We start from the raw sequence: 15,108 nt of genomic DNA, 5'->3' as shown, positions 1-15,108 counted from the left end.
ACTTAATTATATCATGTAAATCAAGTTCGAAATAGACTGTTTATTCGTATTTACTACTGCTACAATCAAGAACACATGAATAGTAAGGAGAGGTGCCAAATGAGTTCTTTCGTTCTCGGTTTTCAGGAAATAGAAAAAATGCAGCTTTCACTTGTTGGTGGAAAAGGATTGAATTTAGGGGAGTTATCCAATATTCAAGGGATACAAGTGCCAGAAGGATTTTGTGTTACAACGGTAGGGTATGAACAGGCCATCGGAAAAAATGAAGCATTTCAAACTTTGTTGAATCAATTAAAAATGCTAAAAATTGAGGAACGAGATCAAATTGGTGAAATTAGTAAGAAGATTAGAGAAGTCATTATGGCGGTGGAAATTCCAGTTGATGTAGTGGAATCAGTAGCTCATTATCTCTCACGTTTTGGAAATGAACATGCGTATGCCGTGCGTTCTAGTGCTACGGCTGAAGATTTACCGTATGCTTCGTTTGCTGGGCAACAAGATACGTATTTAAATATTATCGGAGAAAACGCAATTTTACAGCATGTAAAAAAGTGCTGGGCTTCTTTATTTACAGAGCGAGCAGTCATGTACCGTATGCAAAATGGTTTTGAACATAATCAAGTTTCTATATGTGTTGTTGTTCAAAAAATGGTTTTCCCGCAGGCTTCAGGAATTTTATTTACCGCTGATCCGATTACTTCTAACCGGAAGGTGTTATCAATCGATGCCAGTTTTGGACTTGGTGAGGCATTAGTATCAGGACTGGTCTCTGCTGATAATTATAAAGTAAAAGAAGGCGAAATCGTCGATAAGATGATCGCAACTAAAAAATTAGCTATCTATGGCTTACAAGAAGGCGGAACAGAAACAAAACAGATTGATCCGGCTCAGCAAAAAATTCAAACATTGTCTGAACAACAAATTTTACAACTAGCAAGTATCGGAAGACAGATTGAAGCTTATTTTGGTTGTCCGCAAGATATTGAATGGTGTTTAGTGGATGATACATTTTATATTGTCCAAAGTCGCCCCATTACGACTTTATATCCAATACCAGAAGTAAATGATGGGGGAAATCATGTGTATATATCGGTTGGTCACCAACAAATGATGACCGATGCGATGAAACCACTAGGGTTATCTTTTTTCCTGTTAACGACTAGTGCTCCTATGCGTAAAGCGGGAGGAAGGCTATTTGTTGATGCTACGCAACAATTAGCTTTACCTGCTAGCAGAGCTTATTTAGTAAACACTTTAGGGAAGTCGGATCCACTCGTAAGAGATGCATTAACGACTATAATCGAGCGAGATCATTTTATTAAATTATTACCGAATGAAGAAAAAGAAAAGAGTGCTAGTAAAAGTAAGCCACCAGTAAGTTCGCAACCAGAAATTGAAATTGATCCAGCAATCGTTACAGATTTAATAAAGAATAGTGAAGCATCAATCGAAGAGTTAAAACGAAACATGCAAACGAAATCAGGGGTGGATGTACTTGATTTTATTTTAGAAGACATTCAGCAATTAAAGAAAGTATTATTTAACCCGCAAAGTATAGCGGTCATTATGGCAGGTATGAATGCTTCGGCTTGGATCAATGAAAAAATGGAGCAATGGCTAGGCGAAAAGAATGTAGCAGACGCGCTTTCTCAATCGGTACAAAATAATATTACGTCAGAAATGGGGCTAGCATTAATGGATGTTGCTGATGTGATTCGGCCGTATCCAGAAGTTATTGCGTATTTACAACATGTAGAAGAGGATAACTTTTTAGATGAACTTGTTCAGTATAACGGCGGAGAAAAAGCTCGAGATACAATCATTGCTTTTCTAAATAAATATGGAATGAGATGTAGCGGAGAAATCGACATTACGAAAACGCGCTGGAGTGAGAAGCCAACAACCATTATCCCAATGATATTAAATAATATAAGAGACTTTGAATATGGTGCGAGTAAGCGGAAGTTTGAAGAAGGACTGCAAGAAGCTTTGAAAAAAGAAGAAGAATTATTAGACCGATTGCAGCACTTGCCGGATAGTAAACAAAAAGTAGAAAAAACGAAGCGAATGATTCGTAATATCCGTAATTTTATTGGCTATCGTGAATATCCAAAATACGGTATGATTAATCGGTATTTCATATATAAGCAGGCGTTATTGAAAGAAGCTGAGCAACTTGTGCAGAGCGGTGTTATTCATGAAGTTGATGATATTTATTATTTAACTTTTGAAGAGCTTCACGAAGTTGTTCGCACGAAGAAACTAGATTACGAAATTATTCATAAACAAAAAAATGATTATAAATTATATGAAAAACTAACGCCTCCGCGTGTAATGACGTCTGATGGAGAAATCATTACAGGTAAATATAAACGTGAAAACCTTCCAGCTGACGCGATTGTAGGCCTGCCTGTTTCTTCAGGAGTGATTGAGGGAAGAGCTCGCGTTATTTTAAACATGGAAGAAGCGAATTTAGAAGAAGGAGATATATTAGTTACTGCGTTTACTGACCCTGGCTGGACACCATTATTTGTATCTATAAAAGGATTAGTCACTGAAGTCGGCGGGCTGATGACCCATGGAGCGGTTATCGCACGTGAATATGGATTACCAGCAGTTGTCGGGGTAGAGAATGCTACGAAATTAATAAAAGATGGGCAACGAATACGAGTACATGGAACAGAAGGGTATATTGAAGTGTTGTAATGAAATAAAAGATCATCCGCTATAAATAGTGGATGATCTTTTATTTTGCAACAACTCATTTCTTTAAACCAGCCGCATAAAAAGGTCCATGAACGGCGATTGTTGATAAAATACGAGCAATCTCCTCAGGTGTTTCTTTTTGTCCATTATTTAACCATTGCTGGATGACACCTATATGTGCAGATGCCATATAAGAAGTTAAGTATTCGCTTGGAACAAGTAAATTCTCCTTATTAATGAGAGGACCATTCGTATCTTCAAATAATGTTTTCCACATAAAGTCTTTCAGTTTTGTTTGGAAAGATAAATCTCCTTTCGGACTTAGTACAGCTCTCATAAAATCACTATTTTCATTTAGAAATTCAAGAATAGAAGTGATAAGTATAAATGGCATTGTTGGAGAAGGATTTGATCCAAGATCAGCAATAACTTCCGGGAATTTCTGTTTAGCAATGTTAGAAAACTCGTACATAATGTCTTCTTGGCATTTTGTCATTAAATCAAATTTATCTTGATAGTGCGCATAGAAAGTACCACGATTAATGTTTGCTTTCGTTGTAATATCTTTCACTGTAATGGCGTCAAAACCTTTTTCTTCAATTAGCTCCACCAATGCATTTCGTATGGCAGTTTTTGTACGAACAACACGCAAATCTAAATTATTATCGCGCAAAGCATATCCCTCCTTAATTTTAGCCAACACATTTCAAGAATGTGTATGATAACCGACACATTCACGATTTTTGATTATTGTATAAGGTTCAACTCGAACATATAATTCAAAATATAAATAAACAACACGTTGTTGGTTATTATAAATCAAATGATAGGAGGAGAAAAGAAAATGTTTAAAAATAAACTTTTATGGTTATCACCAGTTATTGCCTTACTTGTAGTTTTTATTTTTTCATTAACATTATTTCCAACCGTTCAACCTCAGCCGAAAAACTTGCCAATTGCAATTGTAAATGAGGATCAAGGTGTAGAAATTTCAAATCAAGCTAAAATGAATATAGGGCAAACAATTGTTGATACGGTGAAAAAATCATCGAAATCAGATGGAGGAGAACCTGCGGTAAAGTGGGTAGAAGTGAAAAATAAGGAAGCAGTTCAAAAAGGGTTAAATAATAAAGAGTATTATGCAGCGTTAGTCATTCCGAAAGAATTTAGCGCAAAACAAGCGTCATTACGAACACCGCAACCATCTTCACCCGAGATAGAAATATATATTAATCAAGGAATGAATACGGCTGCATCAACTATGGCAGGGCAAATATTACAGGCGACTGTTGATAATATGAACAATACTGTTCGTACACAAATATTAGAAGGGTTGAAAGCAAAAGGAGCTACTGTAACAACAGATCAAGCTGAGAAATTAGTAACACCTATTGTAAAGAACGTGAAAAATGTGAATGAGGTCGGCAAAAATAGTGCGAACGGTAACTCACCAATATCATTATTCCAGCCGTTATGGATTGCAAGTTTAGCTAGTGCAGCGATTATTTTTATTGCGATTAGTAAAATGCCAGTAAGCTCAAGAAAAGAAAACTTTCTGTTAAAAGTAAAACAAATCGTAACAGGAGCTATTGCGACACTTGTAATTGGGTTTGGTCTTACATGGATTGCAGATGGGATGGTAGGGTTAAATATTTCGAACTTCACGGATACAGTTCTATTCTTATCCATTACTTCTTTTAGTTTCTTCTTAATGATATCTGCAGTACTATCATTAGTTGGGCTAAAAGGAATCGGTTTATTCGCTTTATTACTATTCTTCGGGGCACCGTTATTATCATTAGCACCTGAGATGTTGTCTCCGTTTTATCAAGACTGGGTTTACTCATGGTTACCAATGAAATTTATGATTGAAGGCCTAAGAGAAATCTTCTTCTTCGGAAAAGGGTTAAGCTGGAATACACCTGTTACTGTACTCGTTTGGATTGGTATAGTAAGTATGGTTACTATATTAGCAACTGCACTCAAACGTAGTGTAGTAAAAGGGCATAAAACAGAATTGAACGCTTAAAAACAAGCCGTTTCACTAATTAGTGAAACGGCTTGTTTGTGATTTTTTCTCAATGTAAATGCTTGATTGTTGAAAAGTGTAGTGTTTAGAATTAAGGCGAAATCTTTAAAGATCGCGTACATTCCAAACAATCTCACCACGTTCATCATCCCACGTACTGTGATGACGCTTAAATCCTATCTTTTCTAGTACCCGGAGGGAAGCGATATTCCAAGCACCTACAGTCGACCAAAGTCTTTGGCGCCCAGTAGCAATCGCCGCGTCCAGTACAACAGATGCCGCCTCAGTCGCATAACCTTTACCATGAGCGCTGCGGAACAACTCGTATGCAATCTCCGGCTCTTCAAGTGTGGAACGACCGATAATTAAGCCACAGTATCCGATGAAATCACCTTCGTCTCTCCTTCGAATAGTGAGAAGGGAAATACCATTTTCGTCTGCCTTTTTGCGCATCTCAATAAGCCGGTTACGAACGGATTCGAGGGTCGGCATGTCCACACCACGTTCGCCAATTAATTTTCTCATCCAAACTGAATCGGATTCCTCCCACATACTCAGGTCAAGTCGTTCGGTTTTTAGCTGGAACTTCATAGTTTTAAATAAAGATGGCATAGTGGAACCTCCTAGTTATGTCACTGAACTCATAATAGCTTCGCACCGCATCATGTTGAACCTCTCGTTAATTCGCGAATTTATTTTCCAACTCCCACGAGAGTTTATAGCAACAGTATATAATAGTATTATTTTATGCATAATCAATTCCTTTGCAAAATAGACCCTTTTCTCTAACTTTTCTTTCAATCTAAAGCCGTCCCGTTATATACACAGGCTCCTACTATTTCTAAATGCATAAAATGTTAAGCGAAAGTATGGGGGGATATGATGTATAATTCGAATTATTATGATTGGTATAGGCAGAATGATAAGTTAATTAGTGATATTGAAAAAGCTATAAATGGAGAGTATAGCGCTATAAGCTGCTATGCAAAATTAGCAAATATGGCTCCAAATCAAGTAGAACAAAAACAAATTCTTGAAATTCGTAATGATGAAATAAAGCATTTCCACCACTTTGTACAAATTTATACGAACTTAACTGGTAGGCAGCCAAAACCACAAATTACTGAAGACTGCCCAAATACGTATTTACAAGGATTAGAGTTCGCTATACAAGATGAACAAAAAACAGTAGATTTTTATTTGGAAATTTCAGATGAGACATCGGATGCACATTTGAAAGAGTTGTTACGGAGAATAGCTGCGGATGAACAAAATCATGCAGTATGGTTTTTATATTACTTCGTGAAGTCGAAGTGAGCATTAAGAATGAACGACTGATGTGGCGCATATATTAAAAAATATTTTAAAACGTAGTGCAACAATTGAATGAAATATTTAAATGTAAGCAGAAGGAAACCGTTTCGCTAGTAGTGGAGCGGTTTTTTATGATGTACATATGTATCGACAAAATATAGTAATTACATTTGATATATAATGTATGAAACGAAAATGAATAAGTTAGGAGCAAGCATATGAAAAGAGGGTTTACAGTAGATATTCTAGATGAATATGATAATTTACTTTGGAAAGTATTAAAGCCAATTGATATTACTGTATTTGATTGGCGAGTGAGGGATGAGGAGTCCTACTTAATAGCACGTGGTGAATTGGATGAGGCATTATTTCCAGAAGAACCAAGTGTAGTGGAAGGGTTAGCATTGAAAAAGTTAGTTAAAGACAACATATATTATCTTGTTTTTGCAGATTTAAAAGCATATCCTAAAGGAGAAAAAGCGATAGATATTGAAACATATGAAGAGTTTAAGGAAAGTAAGTGTGAGCTAATCGTATTAGCAGTGGATGCTCAATACATACAAATTTATGCGAAAGATCAAAAAGCGATTGAATTAATGTATGAAAACGTACGGAAACAAGGATTTTATGTGAAATATGTTACAGACGAAAACGACGGTAGAACGCGTTTGTCAGTATGGTAGCAATTTGAAAGGGGAAAGGCAATATGGAGAGAAATATAAGTAAAGAATATGCAATTCGAATTGCTACTGAAAATGAAAGTGATAGTATTATCCTTTTATTAAAAGAGGTAGCACAATGGCTACAATATAAAGAAGTGGATCAGTGGCAGTATCTTTTAGGAGAGGAAGCTACGGCTGAAATACTAGAATGTATAAGAGAGAAATATACATAATGTTGTTCTGAAAGAAGCTGAAATAGTTGGTACGGTTACAGTTTCTCCTAAACAAAATGAATGGGATGAACATATTTTTGGTAAAGAGGAAGTTTCTAATTCATTATATATTCATAGATTTGCGGTGAAACGGAAGTATAAGGGAAATGGAATAGGAGAATGGATTTTACGGTGGGTAGAAGAGAATGTGCAATGTGATAAAGAGTATTTGAAGTTAGATTGCGTGGGGCATAATCGTACGTTGAATGATTTTTATAAGAAAAATAGTTTTGAATATGTTGGAAGTACGGATGGGCTTAGTAAGTTTCAAAAGAAAAGGAGAATGTGAATGCATCCAATTAACGTAAGTTTAGTTGAAAAGTTAATACAGGAACAGTTTCCTGAATGGGCCCATTTAGAAGTGAAACCTGTAAAGTTTAGTGGGCATGATAATAGGACGTTTCACTTAGGGGATGAGATGAGTGTAAGATTGCCAAGTGATGTGGCATATGCACCGCAAGTAGAGAAAGAAAATAGTTGGCTTCCTATATTAAATAAGGGGCTTTCTTTACCGATTTCTACCCCACTTGCGAAAGGAAATCCGTCTGAAGCGTATCCATTGCCTTGGTCTATTAATAAGTGGATAGAGGGAGAAACAGTTACGAAACAAAACGTTCGGGATTTAAATGAATTTGCGGCGGACTTAGGATCTTTTTTAGTAGAATTGCAATCTATTAATGCGAGTAACGGACCTTTAGCTGGAACACATAATTTTTACCGAGGCGGACTTATATCTGTATATGATGAAGAGGCGAGAGTTGCTATTGAAAATAATAAGGATGTTTTTGACGAGGCATTATTAAAGCACCTTTGGAATGTAGCACTTAGTTCAATATGGGACCGTAAGCCAGTTTGGATTCATGGAGATGTAGCACCAGGGAATTTACTCGTTAAAGATGGAAAACTTTGTGCTGTAATTGATTTTGGTATTTTAGGCGTAGGAGATCCTGCTTGTGATGCAGCGATGGCGTGGACGTTTTTTGATGAAAATAGTAGAAATGTATTTAAAGAAGTATTACGCATGGATGAAGAGACGTGGAATAGAGCGAGAGGATGGGCACTTTGGAAGGCGATAATTACATATGATGCGAATAGGGATAGTAATGAAAAAGTAGCAGAAGAATCGTATCGTATCATTCAAGTGCTTGTGGATGATTATGAGAGGTAATAGAAAAGCCTATTTTAAAATAGGCTTTTTCATATGATTAAATAGTAGAAATGGAAAGAAGGAATACAACATTATTATACAGAATATTTAGATAATAGGAGGTGTCGAATTTTGAGTGAAATTGAATTAAAGAGTAATGTAATTAAGACAGGGCGAGAGAAGGGGATTATTCTTCGGTTTATACTTGCTAGTCTCGTTGGGGTGTTTATGTTTTTCGTTCCTGTTACGATAAATGGTGCATCGTCTATTATGATTGATCATATCGTATCGTGGATTAGGGCTTCGGTTCCTGGCGTAGTACCTTATTATGCATTATTTGTTATGGCGATTGGTGCGATTTATCCATTTTATACGAAGAAATGGAATGCATCTATTGTAGACATTTGTTTTTCTATTTTAAAAGTAGTTGGCGTTGTTTTTGGCATATTATATTGTTTAAAAGTAGGACCAGCTTGGTTCTTTGCGCCAGATGTTGGACCGTTTTTATATGAGAAGCTAGTCATATCAGTAAGTTTGCTCGTTCCAATTGGCTCGGCGTTTTTAGCGTTATTAGTCGGATATGGATTGCTTGAATTTATCGGTACATTTTGTCGTCCGATTATGAGGCCATTATGGAATACGCCGGGGAGATCGGCAATCGATGCAGTTGCGTCCTTCGTTGGAAGTTATTCGCTTGCTCTCCTTATTACGAATCGCGTGTATAAAGAAGGAAAGTATACGACAAAAGAAGCGGCGATTATCGCTACAGGATTTTCTACAGTATCCGCTACATTTATGATCATCATCGCAAAAACATTAGATATTATGCATTTATGGAATGTTTATTTTTGGACTACACTTGTTGTAACATTCATCGTGACTGCTATCACCGTAAGAATCCCGCCCCTTAGTAGAAAACCAGATACATATGTAACAGAAGAAGGGTTCCCAGAGCCTGTTTATAAAGAGAAAATGTTAGAACGTGCTTGGGAAGATGCGTTAGAAGTATCAAAGTCTGCACCGAGCATTATGAAAAATATTGCAATGAATTTAAAAGACGGATTTATTATGACAATGGGAATTTTACCATCCATTATGTCAGTAGGATTAATTGGTATCGTCTTAGCGAAGTTCACGCCAACATTTGATTGGATTAGTTATATTTTCTATCCGTTTACATGGCTATTACAATTACCGGAAGCAGACTTAGCTGCTAAAGCGGCATCCGTTGGTATTGCAGAAATGTTTTTACCGTCATTATTAGTTGTAAGTGCGCCACTTGTGACAAAGTTTGTCATTGCAGTTGTTTCCGTATCATCTATACTGTTTTTCTCCGCTTCCATTCCTTGTATATTATCAACAGATATTCCGTTAAAAGTATCTGAACTTATTATTCTGTATGTGCAGAGAACGATTTTAACGTTGCTTATCATTACGCCGATTGCTTATTTGTTGCTTTGAACTATAATGTAAGTTCTGAATATATGGCGTTTACTAAATTGTGTAAATGAATATTTATCGTAAAAGCGTAGGTGGTGTGAAATTATAAGTGCGATGCTTGAATAAAGGCATCGTATTTTTTATTTTTAGATGTACTATATGTTTATGGCGCTAATTCATTAATATATATTAATAAAACTATGTTAATGATGTGTTATAGTAACAACAAAGGGGGCTTAAAAATGGAAATTATTCACGAAAGAGCAAAGTTGCGGTTAATGGATAATATTGATGTCGAAACTTTGTTTTCGATTGTAGAAGGAAATCGGGATATTTGGGCGTATTTAATCTCTAAAATGGATAGTGTGCAAGATATGCAACAATACGTTCAAAAAGCAATAAAGGGTTACGGAAGAGGTACTCAAATACCTTTCATAGTCGTAGATCAACAGTCGAATAAGATTGTAGGAAGTACACGGTTATATAATATTTCAGTAGAAGATAAGACAGTTGAGTTAGGGCAAACGTGGTATCATCCGAGTGTGCAACGTACGAGTATAAATACAGAGTGTAAGTATATGCTTCTTCAGTATGCTTTTGAAAAACTGCATATGCTTAGGGTACAAATTAAGACGGATGCAAGAAATGAAAAAGCCCAACGAGCAATTGAAAGATTAGGCGCAGTAAAAGAGGGTGTGCTTCGAAATGAAAGAAAATTACCGAATGGTTATGTGAGAGATGCGGTGGTGTACAGTATTATCTCGAGTGAATGGCCAGGCATAAAAGAACAATTGTTAGAAAAATTAGAGTTGTATAAAGAAAAGTTATAATTCGTGTTTTGAAAGGTATATTGTTCGTGAGATATGAAAAATATACCTTTTTTCTTACAAAATGCTACTTTATTTTAATTCCTTTTGTTTCATCGTTCCCTTCTGAGAAAAAATTCGTTACAATGTAGTTGTATGGTAATAAACTTATGAATTTAAAAAATGTAATGAAAACCGCAAATGAAAATGAATTGATAATCCTCAATTTTAAATGAAAACCCTTTTATACATAAATAACAAGTAAAGTTCCTTCTTTTAAATAAACTCAAACAAAACGATTTGATATAAATGTTTTTTATAGAAGTATGGATGATGTACGGAGGCAATTACAAATGAAAGAAAATAAGAAGAGTAAGAAAAGACGAATCTTTCAAGTATTTTTACTAATGATTTGTTCTGCTATTTTATATGTAAGTTATGCAGCTTACGATATTTGGAGTTATCGTTTTAAAGCAAATGATGACGTGAAAACGGATGCTGGTATCGTACTAGGAGCAGCTTCATGGAACGGAAAACCATCTCCTGTATTTAAAGAAAGAATTAATCATGCGATTTCTTTATATAAGAACGGAAATATTAAAAAGATTATTTTTACAGGTGGTACAAAGTTCGAGGCAGAACTTGAGGAAGCACGTACTGCAAGAGTATATGCAATGAAACAAGGTGTAAAAGAGGAAGATATTTTAATTGAAACTAAATCCCTTTTCACTGAAGAAAATTTAAAAAATGCGAAGCAAGTTGGAATAGAGAACGGCATACAAACATACACGATTGTAAGTGATCCACTTCATATGAAACGCGCAATGAGAATCGCAAAACATATTAATATTGAAGCGTATGCTTCACCAACGCCGACATCAGCATATAAAACGTTAGATACAGAAATACCATTCTTCTTTAAAGAATTATTCTCGTATATTGGATATGTAACCTCTTTGCCATTAAAAGCATTGAAGGGGGACTAATATAAGAAAAGGATCTATCCTTAAATAGGAACTTTTCTTATTAGTCAAAAACATTGTATTTTTATCGGAATAGTGAAACAATAGAGAGGTAGCTTCATATAATCATAATGACAAAATGAACGGTTTATGAATCGAGCATAAAGTGAAACTTTAATCAGTGGGTGGGTTTCTCACTGATTATTAGTTGAACCAATCGGGCGTTTACGGGCAGTTGATCTCCCACCTAACTTCCTTTGCTTCACCTGAATTTTTAGGTGGGAGTTTTACTGCCCGCAAATAGCGGGATAAAGGAGATTATAGTATGGCACTCTCATTTGTTGAAACAGAAGAACAGTCTTTAATTATTGAGAAAATAAATAAATTGATCCCGAAGTTCATGGAAAGGGAGCATCAGCTAAGTGAATTAGGATCATTTCCGTATGAAAATATAAATGATTTGAAAGATATCGGATATACGAAATTAACGTTACCGAAGGAATTTGGTGGTAGTGCGATTTCTTTATATGACTTCGTTTTATTTCAAGAGAAAATCGCGGAAGGCTGCGGAGCTACTGCATTATCGATTGGCTGGCATCTTGGCATTGTGAAAGAGTTAGCGGAAAATCGCTCTTGGAATGATGAGATGTTCAAATGGTTTTGCGAAGAAGTACGTAATGGTGCGCTCTTTAACAGGGCAGCAACAGAACCGAAAACAGGGAGTCCGACGCGTGGCGGCAAACCAGAAACAATAGCGGTTCAACAAGGCGAGAAGTGGGTTATAAATGGAAGAAAAACTTTTACAACGATGGCGCCAGTACTTGATTATTTTATTATTTCAGCAAGTATGGAAGGCCGTGAAGAAGTTGGTGAGTTTGTTATTCCAAGAAATACACTCGGTGTATCTATTGAAGAAACGTGGGATAGCGTTGCAATGCGAGGGACTGCTAGCCACGACCTTGTCTTACAAAATGTAGAGATAGAAAGTCGCTTTTTTACAGATATAAAGGGCGGGAATGTGAAACAAAAGGGTATTGGCTGGTTGCTACATATACCAGCATGTTATTTAGGAATTGCACAATCAGCAAGAAATTATGCAGTTCAGTTTGCGGGATCATACAAACCAAATAGTTTAAACCATTCTATTAGTTTATTACCGAATGTTAGAAGATTAGTTGGAGAATTAGAACTCGAGCTTATGCAAGCTCGCGTCTTTTTATATCAAATTGCGAAAAAATACGATGAGGCAGAAGATAAACTGTCACTGCAAGCAGAATTAGCGGCAGTGAAATACGCCGTAACAAATGCGGCGATATCTATAGTGGATAAATCAATGCGCATCGTAGGAGCAAAAAGTTTATCAGAAAAAAATCCGCTTCACCGTTACTATTTAAACGTCAGAGCAGGACTGCATAATCCACCGATGGATGATGCAACACTATCTATGCTTGCGGATGCGGCGTTTCGGTCCTAGTTTTTAAAGCATGGGTTTGATTAGTAATCAAACCCATGCTTTTTATATGTATGAAGTAATTCGTTGAGATGTAGGTTTTTAATATAAATGATTATCATGTTTTTTTGATTTTGTCTTGTTGAAAAATTCTTATTGTAATGCCAGTTTGGAGGCTGTATAAACATTTTTCGTATTTAATCCCAAATTAATGGTCTTTCTAAGTTTACCATTCGTAAATATTGTAAAAATTGACCTGCATGGACCGCATCATGATAGGCAATTCGTAATAGCATATCACCTAAATATCGTTGATAGCCAACATCGCTTCTATCAATAAGTCTTGAATCTAGCTCGGCTATGCTTATTGATTGAACATATTCTATGAAGTCAGTAAGGTATGATTGTGCCAATTCAATTTCTTTTTTTACACAAGTAATTGGCTCGTCATCATACGGGATACGTATGTCGTTTATTGAACCGTTGTTTTTTATAATCATATGATAGTAAAAAGTTGAGCTCCATACGTGACGAATCATTTCACCAAAGGACATAGCCTCAGGATCAGGCTTCCAATTAAGAAAATTATCGGGAAGAGAATTCCATAATTTTTCTGAGCGCCTTCTCGTTTCTTTTAAATTTAATATACTAAGATCAATTGCATTCATAATAAATTCTCCTTTACTATTAAACTTAAAATAATTGTATCAATTTAATAGTTAGGGTATCATCGAAATATGAATGTATATCCGAATATCTCATATATAGCTAAACTAATTGCTGAACCTACAAGAGCAATCATATTAGATTGTCTAATGAATAATCAGGCACTACCTGCTAGTGAATTGGCTTATATGGCAAAAGTGTCACATCCAACAATTAGTTCGCATCTTTCTAAATTAGTAGAAGGGAATTTACTTACAGTTGAACAACATGGTAGACATCGTTACTATCGACTTGCTAATCAAGAAGTTGCAGAAGTGCTTGAAAAGTTAGGGACAATTGCACCAACAGTTCAAGTTCGCTCTTTAAAACAATCAAGCCAACTAAAACAAATTCGTTATGCTCGAACTTGTTATGATCATCTTGCAGGCAAACTCGGTGTAGAGATAACTGGAAAATTACTAGATAGGCAATTTATAATTTTAGAGGATGGAGAATACATTGTAACGGAACAAGGTAAGAAATGGTTTCTGAATTTTGGAATAAATGTTGATGAGGCAGATACAAAAAGGAGGGTATTTGCAAAACCTTGCCTTGATTGGAGTGAACGGCGTTACCATATTTCTGGTTGGTTAGGGTCTGCAATTGCAAAACTGCTTTTTGAACAGGGATGGATTACGAAAACGGATAAGAACCGAGCTGTCCATCTTACAAAGAAAGGTGTAAAGTTATTGGAAGATCAATTAGGCATTGATATGAAAACTGAGGAAAAAAAAGCTTGAAATTAGAAAAGTCCGTCAAAATGACGGATTTTTTCATTATGGTAGGAGTGTACATGAATAATAGGATGTTACCAATAATTGTTGCCAATAAAAAATCTGTCTTTTCATTCTTCTTTTTTAAGTTTTAAAGGAGAAAGCTAGGCTTCTTATTTTTACTAATGTTATAATAAGAAAAAAGCACGAAAAGAGGTCATCTCATGCTAGAGGTTATTGCAACATGTTTAGAAGATGTAAAACGAATTGAAAGTGCTGGCGGGAAGCGGATTGAATTAATTTCATCTTATACAGAAGGTGGTTTAACACCGAGTTATGCTTTTATAAAAAAAGCGGTAGAAGTGGTAAGTATACCAATTCATGTTATGATTCGTCCGCATGCGAAGTCTTTTACATATACGGAAGAAGAAATTGAAATGATGAAAGAAGATATTATAGTTGCACAGAAGTTAGGAGCAGCTGGGGTAGTATTAGGCGTATTAAACGAACGAAATGAAGTGGATGAAGAGAAATTAGCGGATTTACTATCTGTTGTAGATGGAATAAATGTAACGTACCACCGTGCGATAGATGATATAAAAAATCCAGTAGAAGCGATGAGCACTTTAAAGAAGTTTCATAAAGTGACTCACGTTTTAACTTCAGGTGGACAAGGAAATATAGTAGAGAATATTCCGGTGCTTACAGAAATGCAAAAGGTAAGTGATGGTCAAATTCAGCTTGTAGCTGGAGCTGGCGTGACGAAAGAAAATATAAAGCGATTGCTAGATGAAACTGGAATCACGCAGGCGCATGTCGGTACAGCGGTAAGAGAAGGAAAATCATGTTTTTCTGAAATAGATCCTAATTTAGTACAAGAATTAGTTGAAATAATAAAATAA

At 35.8% G+C, this 15,108-nt stretch carries 14 protein-coding genes and 1 pseudogene; 12 read left to right on the top strand and 3 right to left on the bottom strand.

Going from position 1 to position 15,108, the window contains the following annotated elements:
- The first annotated feature begins 99 nt into the window (after nucleotides 1-99).
- The gene (ppsA, locus tag ACS2QP_RS17405) at nucleotides 100-2,706 is read left to right on the top strand and encodes a phosphoenolpyruvate synthase (protein WP_326235068.1); all 2,607 of its coding nucleotides are present in this window, start codon (nucleotides 100-102) and stop codon (nucleotides 2,704-2,706) included.
- Between the two features lie 55 nt (nucleotides 2,707-2,761).
- On the opposite strand, the gene ACS2QP_RS17400 is transcribed toward ppsA, so the two are convergent.
- A complete protein-coding gene (locus ACS2QP_RS17400) occupies nucleotides 2,762-3,379 on the bottom strand; it encodes a TetR/AcrR family transcriptional regulator (protein WP_061457399.1) in 618 nt (205 codons plus the stop codon).
- A gap of 171 nt (nucleotides 3,380-3,550) precedes the next feature.
- On the opposite strand from ACS2QP_RS17400, the gene ACS2QP_RS17395 reads away from it, so the two are divergent.
- Complete coding sequence (locus tag ACS2QP_RS17395; protein WP_326235067.1) at nucleotides 3,551-4,735, top strand: DUF3533 domain-containing protein; 1,185 nt, start codon at nucleotides 3,551-3,553, stop codon at nucleotides 4,733-4,735.
- Between the two features lie 105 nt (nucleotides 4,736-4,840).
- Here the strand turns inward: ACS2QP_RS17395 and ACS2QP_RS17390 are convergent, their stop codons facing one another.
- Complete coding sequence (locus ACS2QP_RS17390; protein ID WP_088351314.1) at nucleotides 4,841-5,347, bottom strand: GNAT family N-acetyltransferase; 507 nt, start codon at nucleotides 5,345-5,347, stop codon at nucleotides 4,841-4,843.
- 270 nt (nucleotides 5,348-5,617) lie between these two features.
- On the opposite strand from ACS2QP_RS17390, the gene ACS2QP_RS17385 reads away from it, so the two are divergent.
- The 8 genes and pseudogenes from ACS2QP_RS17385 (at nucleotide 5,618) to ACS2QP_RS17350 (ending at nucleotide 12,812) form a co-directional block, all read left to right on the top strand.
- The gene (locus tag ACS2QP_RS17385; protein WP_000282827.1) at nucleotides 5,618-6,052 is read left to right on the top strand and encodes a ferritin-like domain-containing protein; all 435 of its coding nucleotides are present in this window, start codon (nucleotides 5,618-5,620) and stop codon (nucleotides 6,050-6,052) included.
- A 215-nt stretch (nucleotides 6,053-6,267) separates the two neighbouring features.
- Entirely contained in the window at nucleotides 6,268-6,732 is a 465-nt protein-coding gene (locus ACS2QP_RS17380; protein ID WP_438882685.1) for a DUF2691 family protein, read from the top strand.
- Nucleotides 6,733-6,755: 23 nt separating this feature from the next.
- Nucleotides 6,756-7,272: pseudogene (locus ACS2QP_RS17375) on the top strand (GNAT family N-acetyltransferase).
- Nucleotides 7,273-8,151, top strand: a complete 879-nt coding sequence (locus ACS2QP_RS17370; RefSeq protein ID WP_438882684.1) for an aminoglycoside phosphotransferase family protein — start codon at nucleotides 7,273-7,275, stop codon at nucleotides 8,149-8,151.
- Between the two features lie 111 nt (nucleotides 8,152-8,262).
- Nucleotides 8,263-9,591: a YjiH family protein gene (locus ACS2QP_RS17365; protein WP_001289418.1), complete on the top strand. Its 1,329-nt coding sequence runs from the start codon at nucleotides 8,263-8,265 to the stop codon at nucleotides 9,589-9,591.
- A gap of 221 nt (nucleotides 9,592-9,812) precedes the next feature.
- Nucleotides 9,813-10,400: a GNAT family N-acetyltransferase gene (locus ACS2QP_RS17360; RefSeq protein ID WP_000402578.1), complete on the top strand. Its 588-nt coding sequence runs from the start codon at nucleotides 9,813-9,815 to the stop codon at nucleotides 10,398-10,400.
- A 329-nt stretch (nucleotides 10,401-10,729) separates the two neighbouring features.
- The gene (locus ACS2QP_RS17355) at nucleotides 10,730-11,362 is read left to right on the top strand and encodes a YdcF family protein (protein WP_000662215.1); all 633 of its coding nucleotides are present in this window, start codon (nucleotides 10,730-10,732) and stop codon (nucleotides 11,360-11,362) included.
- A 301-nt stretch (nucleotides 11,363-11,663) separates the two neighbouring features.
- The gene (locus ACS2QP_RS17350; RefSeq protein ID WP_326235066.1) at nucleotides 11,664-12,812 is read left to right on the top strand and encodes an acyl-CoA dehydrogenase family protein; all 1,149 of its coding nucleotides are present in this window, start codon (nucleotides 11,664-11,666) and stop codon (nucleotides 12,810-12,812) included.
- A gap of 173 nt (nucleotides 12,813-12,985) precedes the next feature.
- Here ACS2QP_RS17350 and ACS2QP_RS17345 read toward each other — a convergent pair whose 3' ends face one another.
- A complete protein-coding gene (locus ACS2QP_RS17345) occupies nucleotides 12,986-13,456 on the bottom strand; it encodes a DinB family protein (protein ID WP_438882683.1) in 471 nt (156 codons plus the stop codon).
- A 69-nt stretch (nucleotides 13,457-13,525) separates the two neighbouring features.
- Between ACS2QP_RS17345 and ACS2QP_RS17340 the strand changes: the two genes are divergently transcribed.
- Complete coding sequence (locus ACS2QP_RS17340; protein WP_438882682.1) at nucleotides 13,526-14,233, top strand: ArsR/SmtB family transcription factor; 708 nt, start codon at nucleotides 13,526-13,528, stop codon at nucleotides 14,231-14,233.
- Nucleotides 14,234-14,430: 197 nt separating this feature from the next.
- Complete coding sequence (locus ACS2QP_RS17335; RefSeq protein ID WP_000895119.1) at nucleotides 14,431-15,108, top strand: copper homeostasis protein CutC; 678 nt, start codon at nucleotides 14,431-14,433, stop codon at nucleotides 15,106-15,108.

It is taken from the genome of Bacillus cereus group sp. Bce019 (genome assembly GCF_051781745.1).
Taxonomy (GTDB): Bacteria; Bacillota; Bacilli; order Bacillales; family Bacillaceae_G; genus Bacillus_A; species Bacillus_A cereus.
This window is presented reverse-complemented; position numbering and strand designations above follow the sequence as displayed.

Excerpts from the sequence above, each read along its gene's own strand:
- ppsA (WP_326235068.1), top strand. The coding sequence starts at position 100 with ATGAGTTCTTTCGTTCTCGGTTTTCAGGAAATAGAAAAAATGCAGCTT.
- ACS2QP_RS17395 (WP_326235067.1), top strand. The coding sequence starts at position 3,551 with ATGTTTAAAAATAAACTTTTATGGTTATCACCAGTTATTGCCTTACTT.
- ACS2QP_RS17390 (WP_088351314.1), bottom strand. The coding sequence starts at position 5,347 with ATGCCATCTTTATTTAAAACTATGAAGTTCCAGCTAAAAACCGAACGA.
- ACS2QP_RS17385 (WP_000282827.1), top strand. The coding sequence starts at position 5,618 with ATGTATAATTCGAATTATTATGATTGGTATAGGCAGAATGATAAGTTA.
- ACS2QP_RS17380 (WP_438882685.1), top strand. The coding sequence starts at position 6,268 with ATGAAAAGAGGGTTTACAGTAGATATTCTAGATGAATATGATAATTTA.
- ACS2QP_RS17370 (WP_438882684.1), top strand. The coding sequence starts at position 7,273 with ATGCATCCAATTAACGTAAGTTTAGTTGAAAAGTTAATACAGGAACAG.
- ACS2QP_RS17360 (WP_000402578.1), top strand. The coding sequence starts at position 9,813 with ATGGAAATTATTCACGAAAGAGCAAAGTTGCGGTTAATGGATAATATT.
- ACS2QP_RS17355 (WP_000662215.1), top strand. The coding sequence starts at position 10,730 with ATGAAAGAAAATAAGAAGAGTAAGAAAAGACGAATCTTTCAAGTATTT.
- ACS2QP_RS17350 (WP_326235066.1), top strand. The coding sequence starts at position 11,664 with ATGGCACTCTCATTTGTTGAAACAGAAGAACAGTCTTTAATTATTGAG.
- ACS2QP_RS17345 (WP_438882683.1), bottom strand. The coding sequence starts at position 13,456 with ATGAATGCAATTGATCTTAGTATATTAAATTTAAAAGAAACGAGAAGG.
- ACS2QP_RS17340 (WP_438882682.1), top strand. The coding sequence starts at position 13,526 with ATGAATGTATATCCGAATATCTCATATATAGCTAAACTAATTGCTGAA.
- ACS2QP_RS17335 (WP_000895119.1), top strand. The coding sequence starts at position 14,431 with ATGCTAGAGGTTATTGCAACATGTTTAGAAGATGTAAAACGAATTGAA.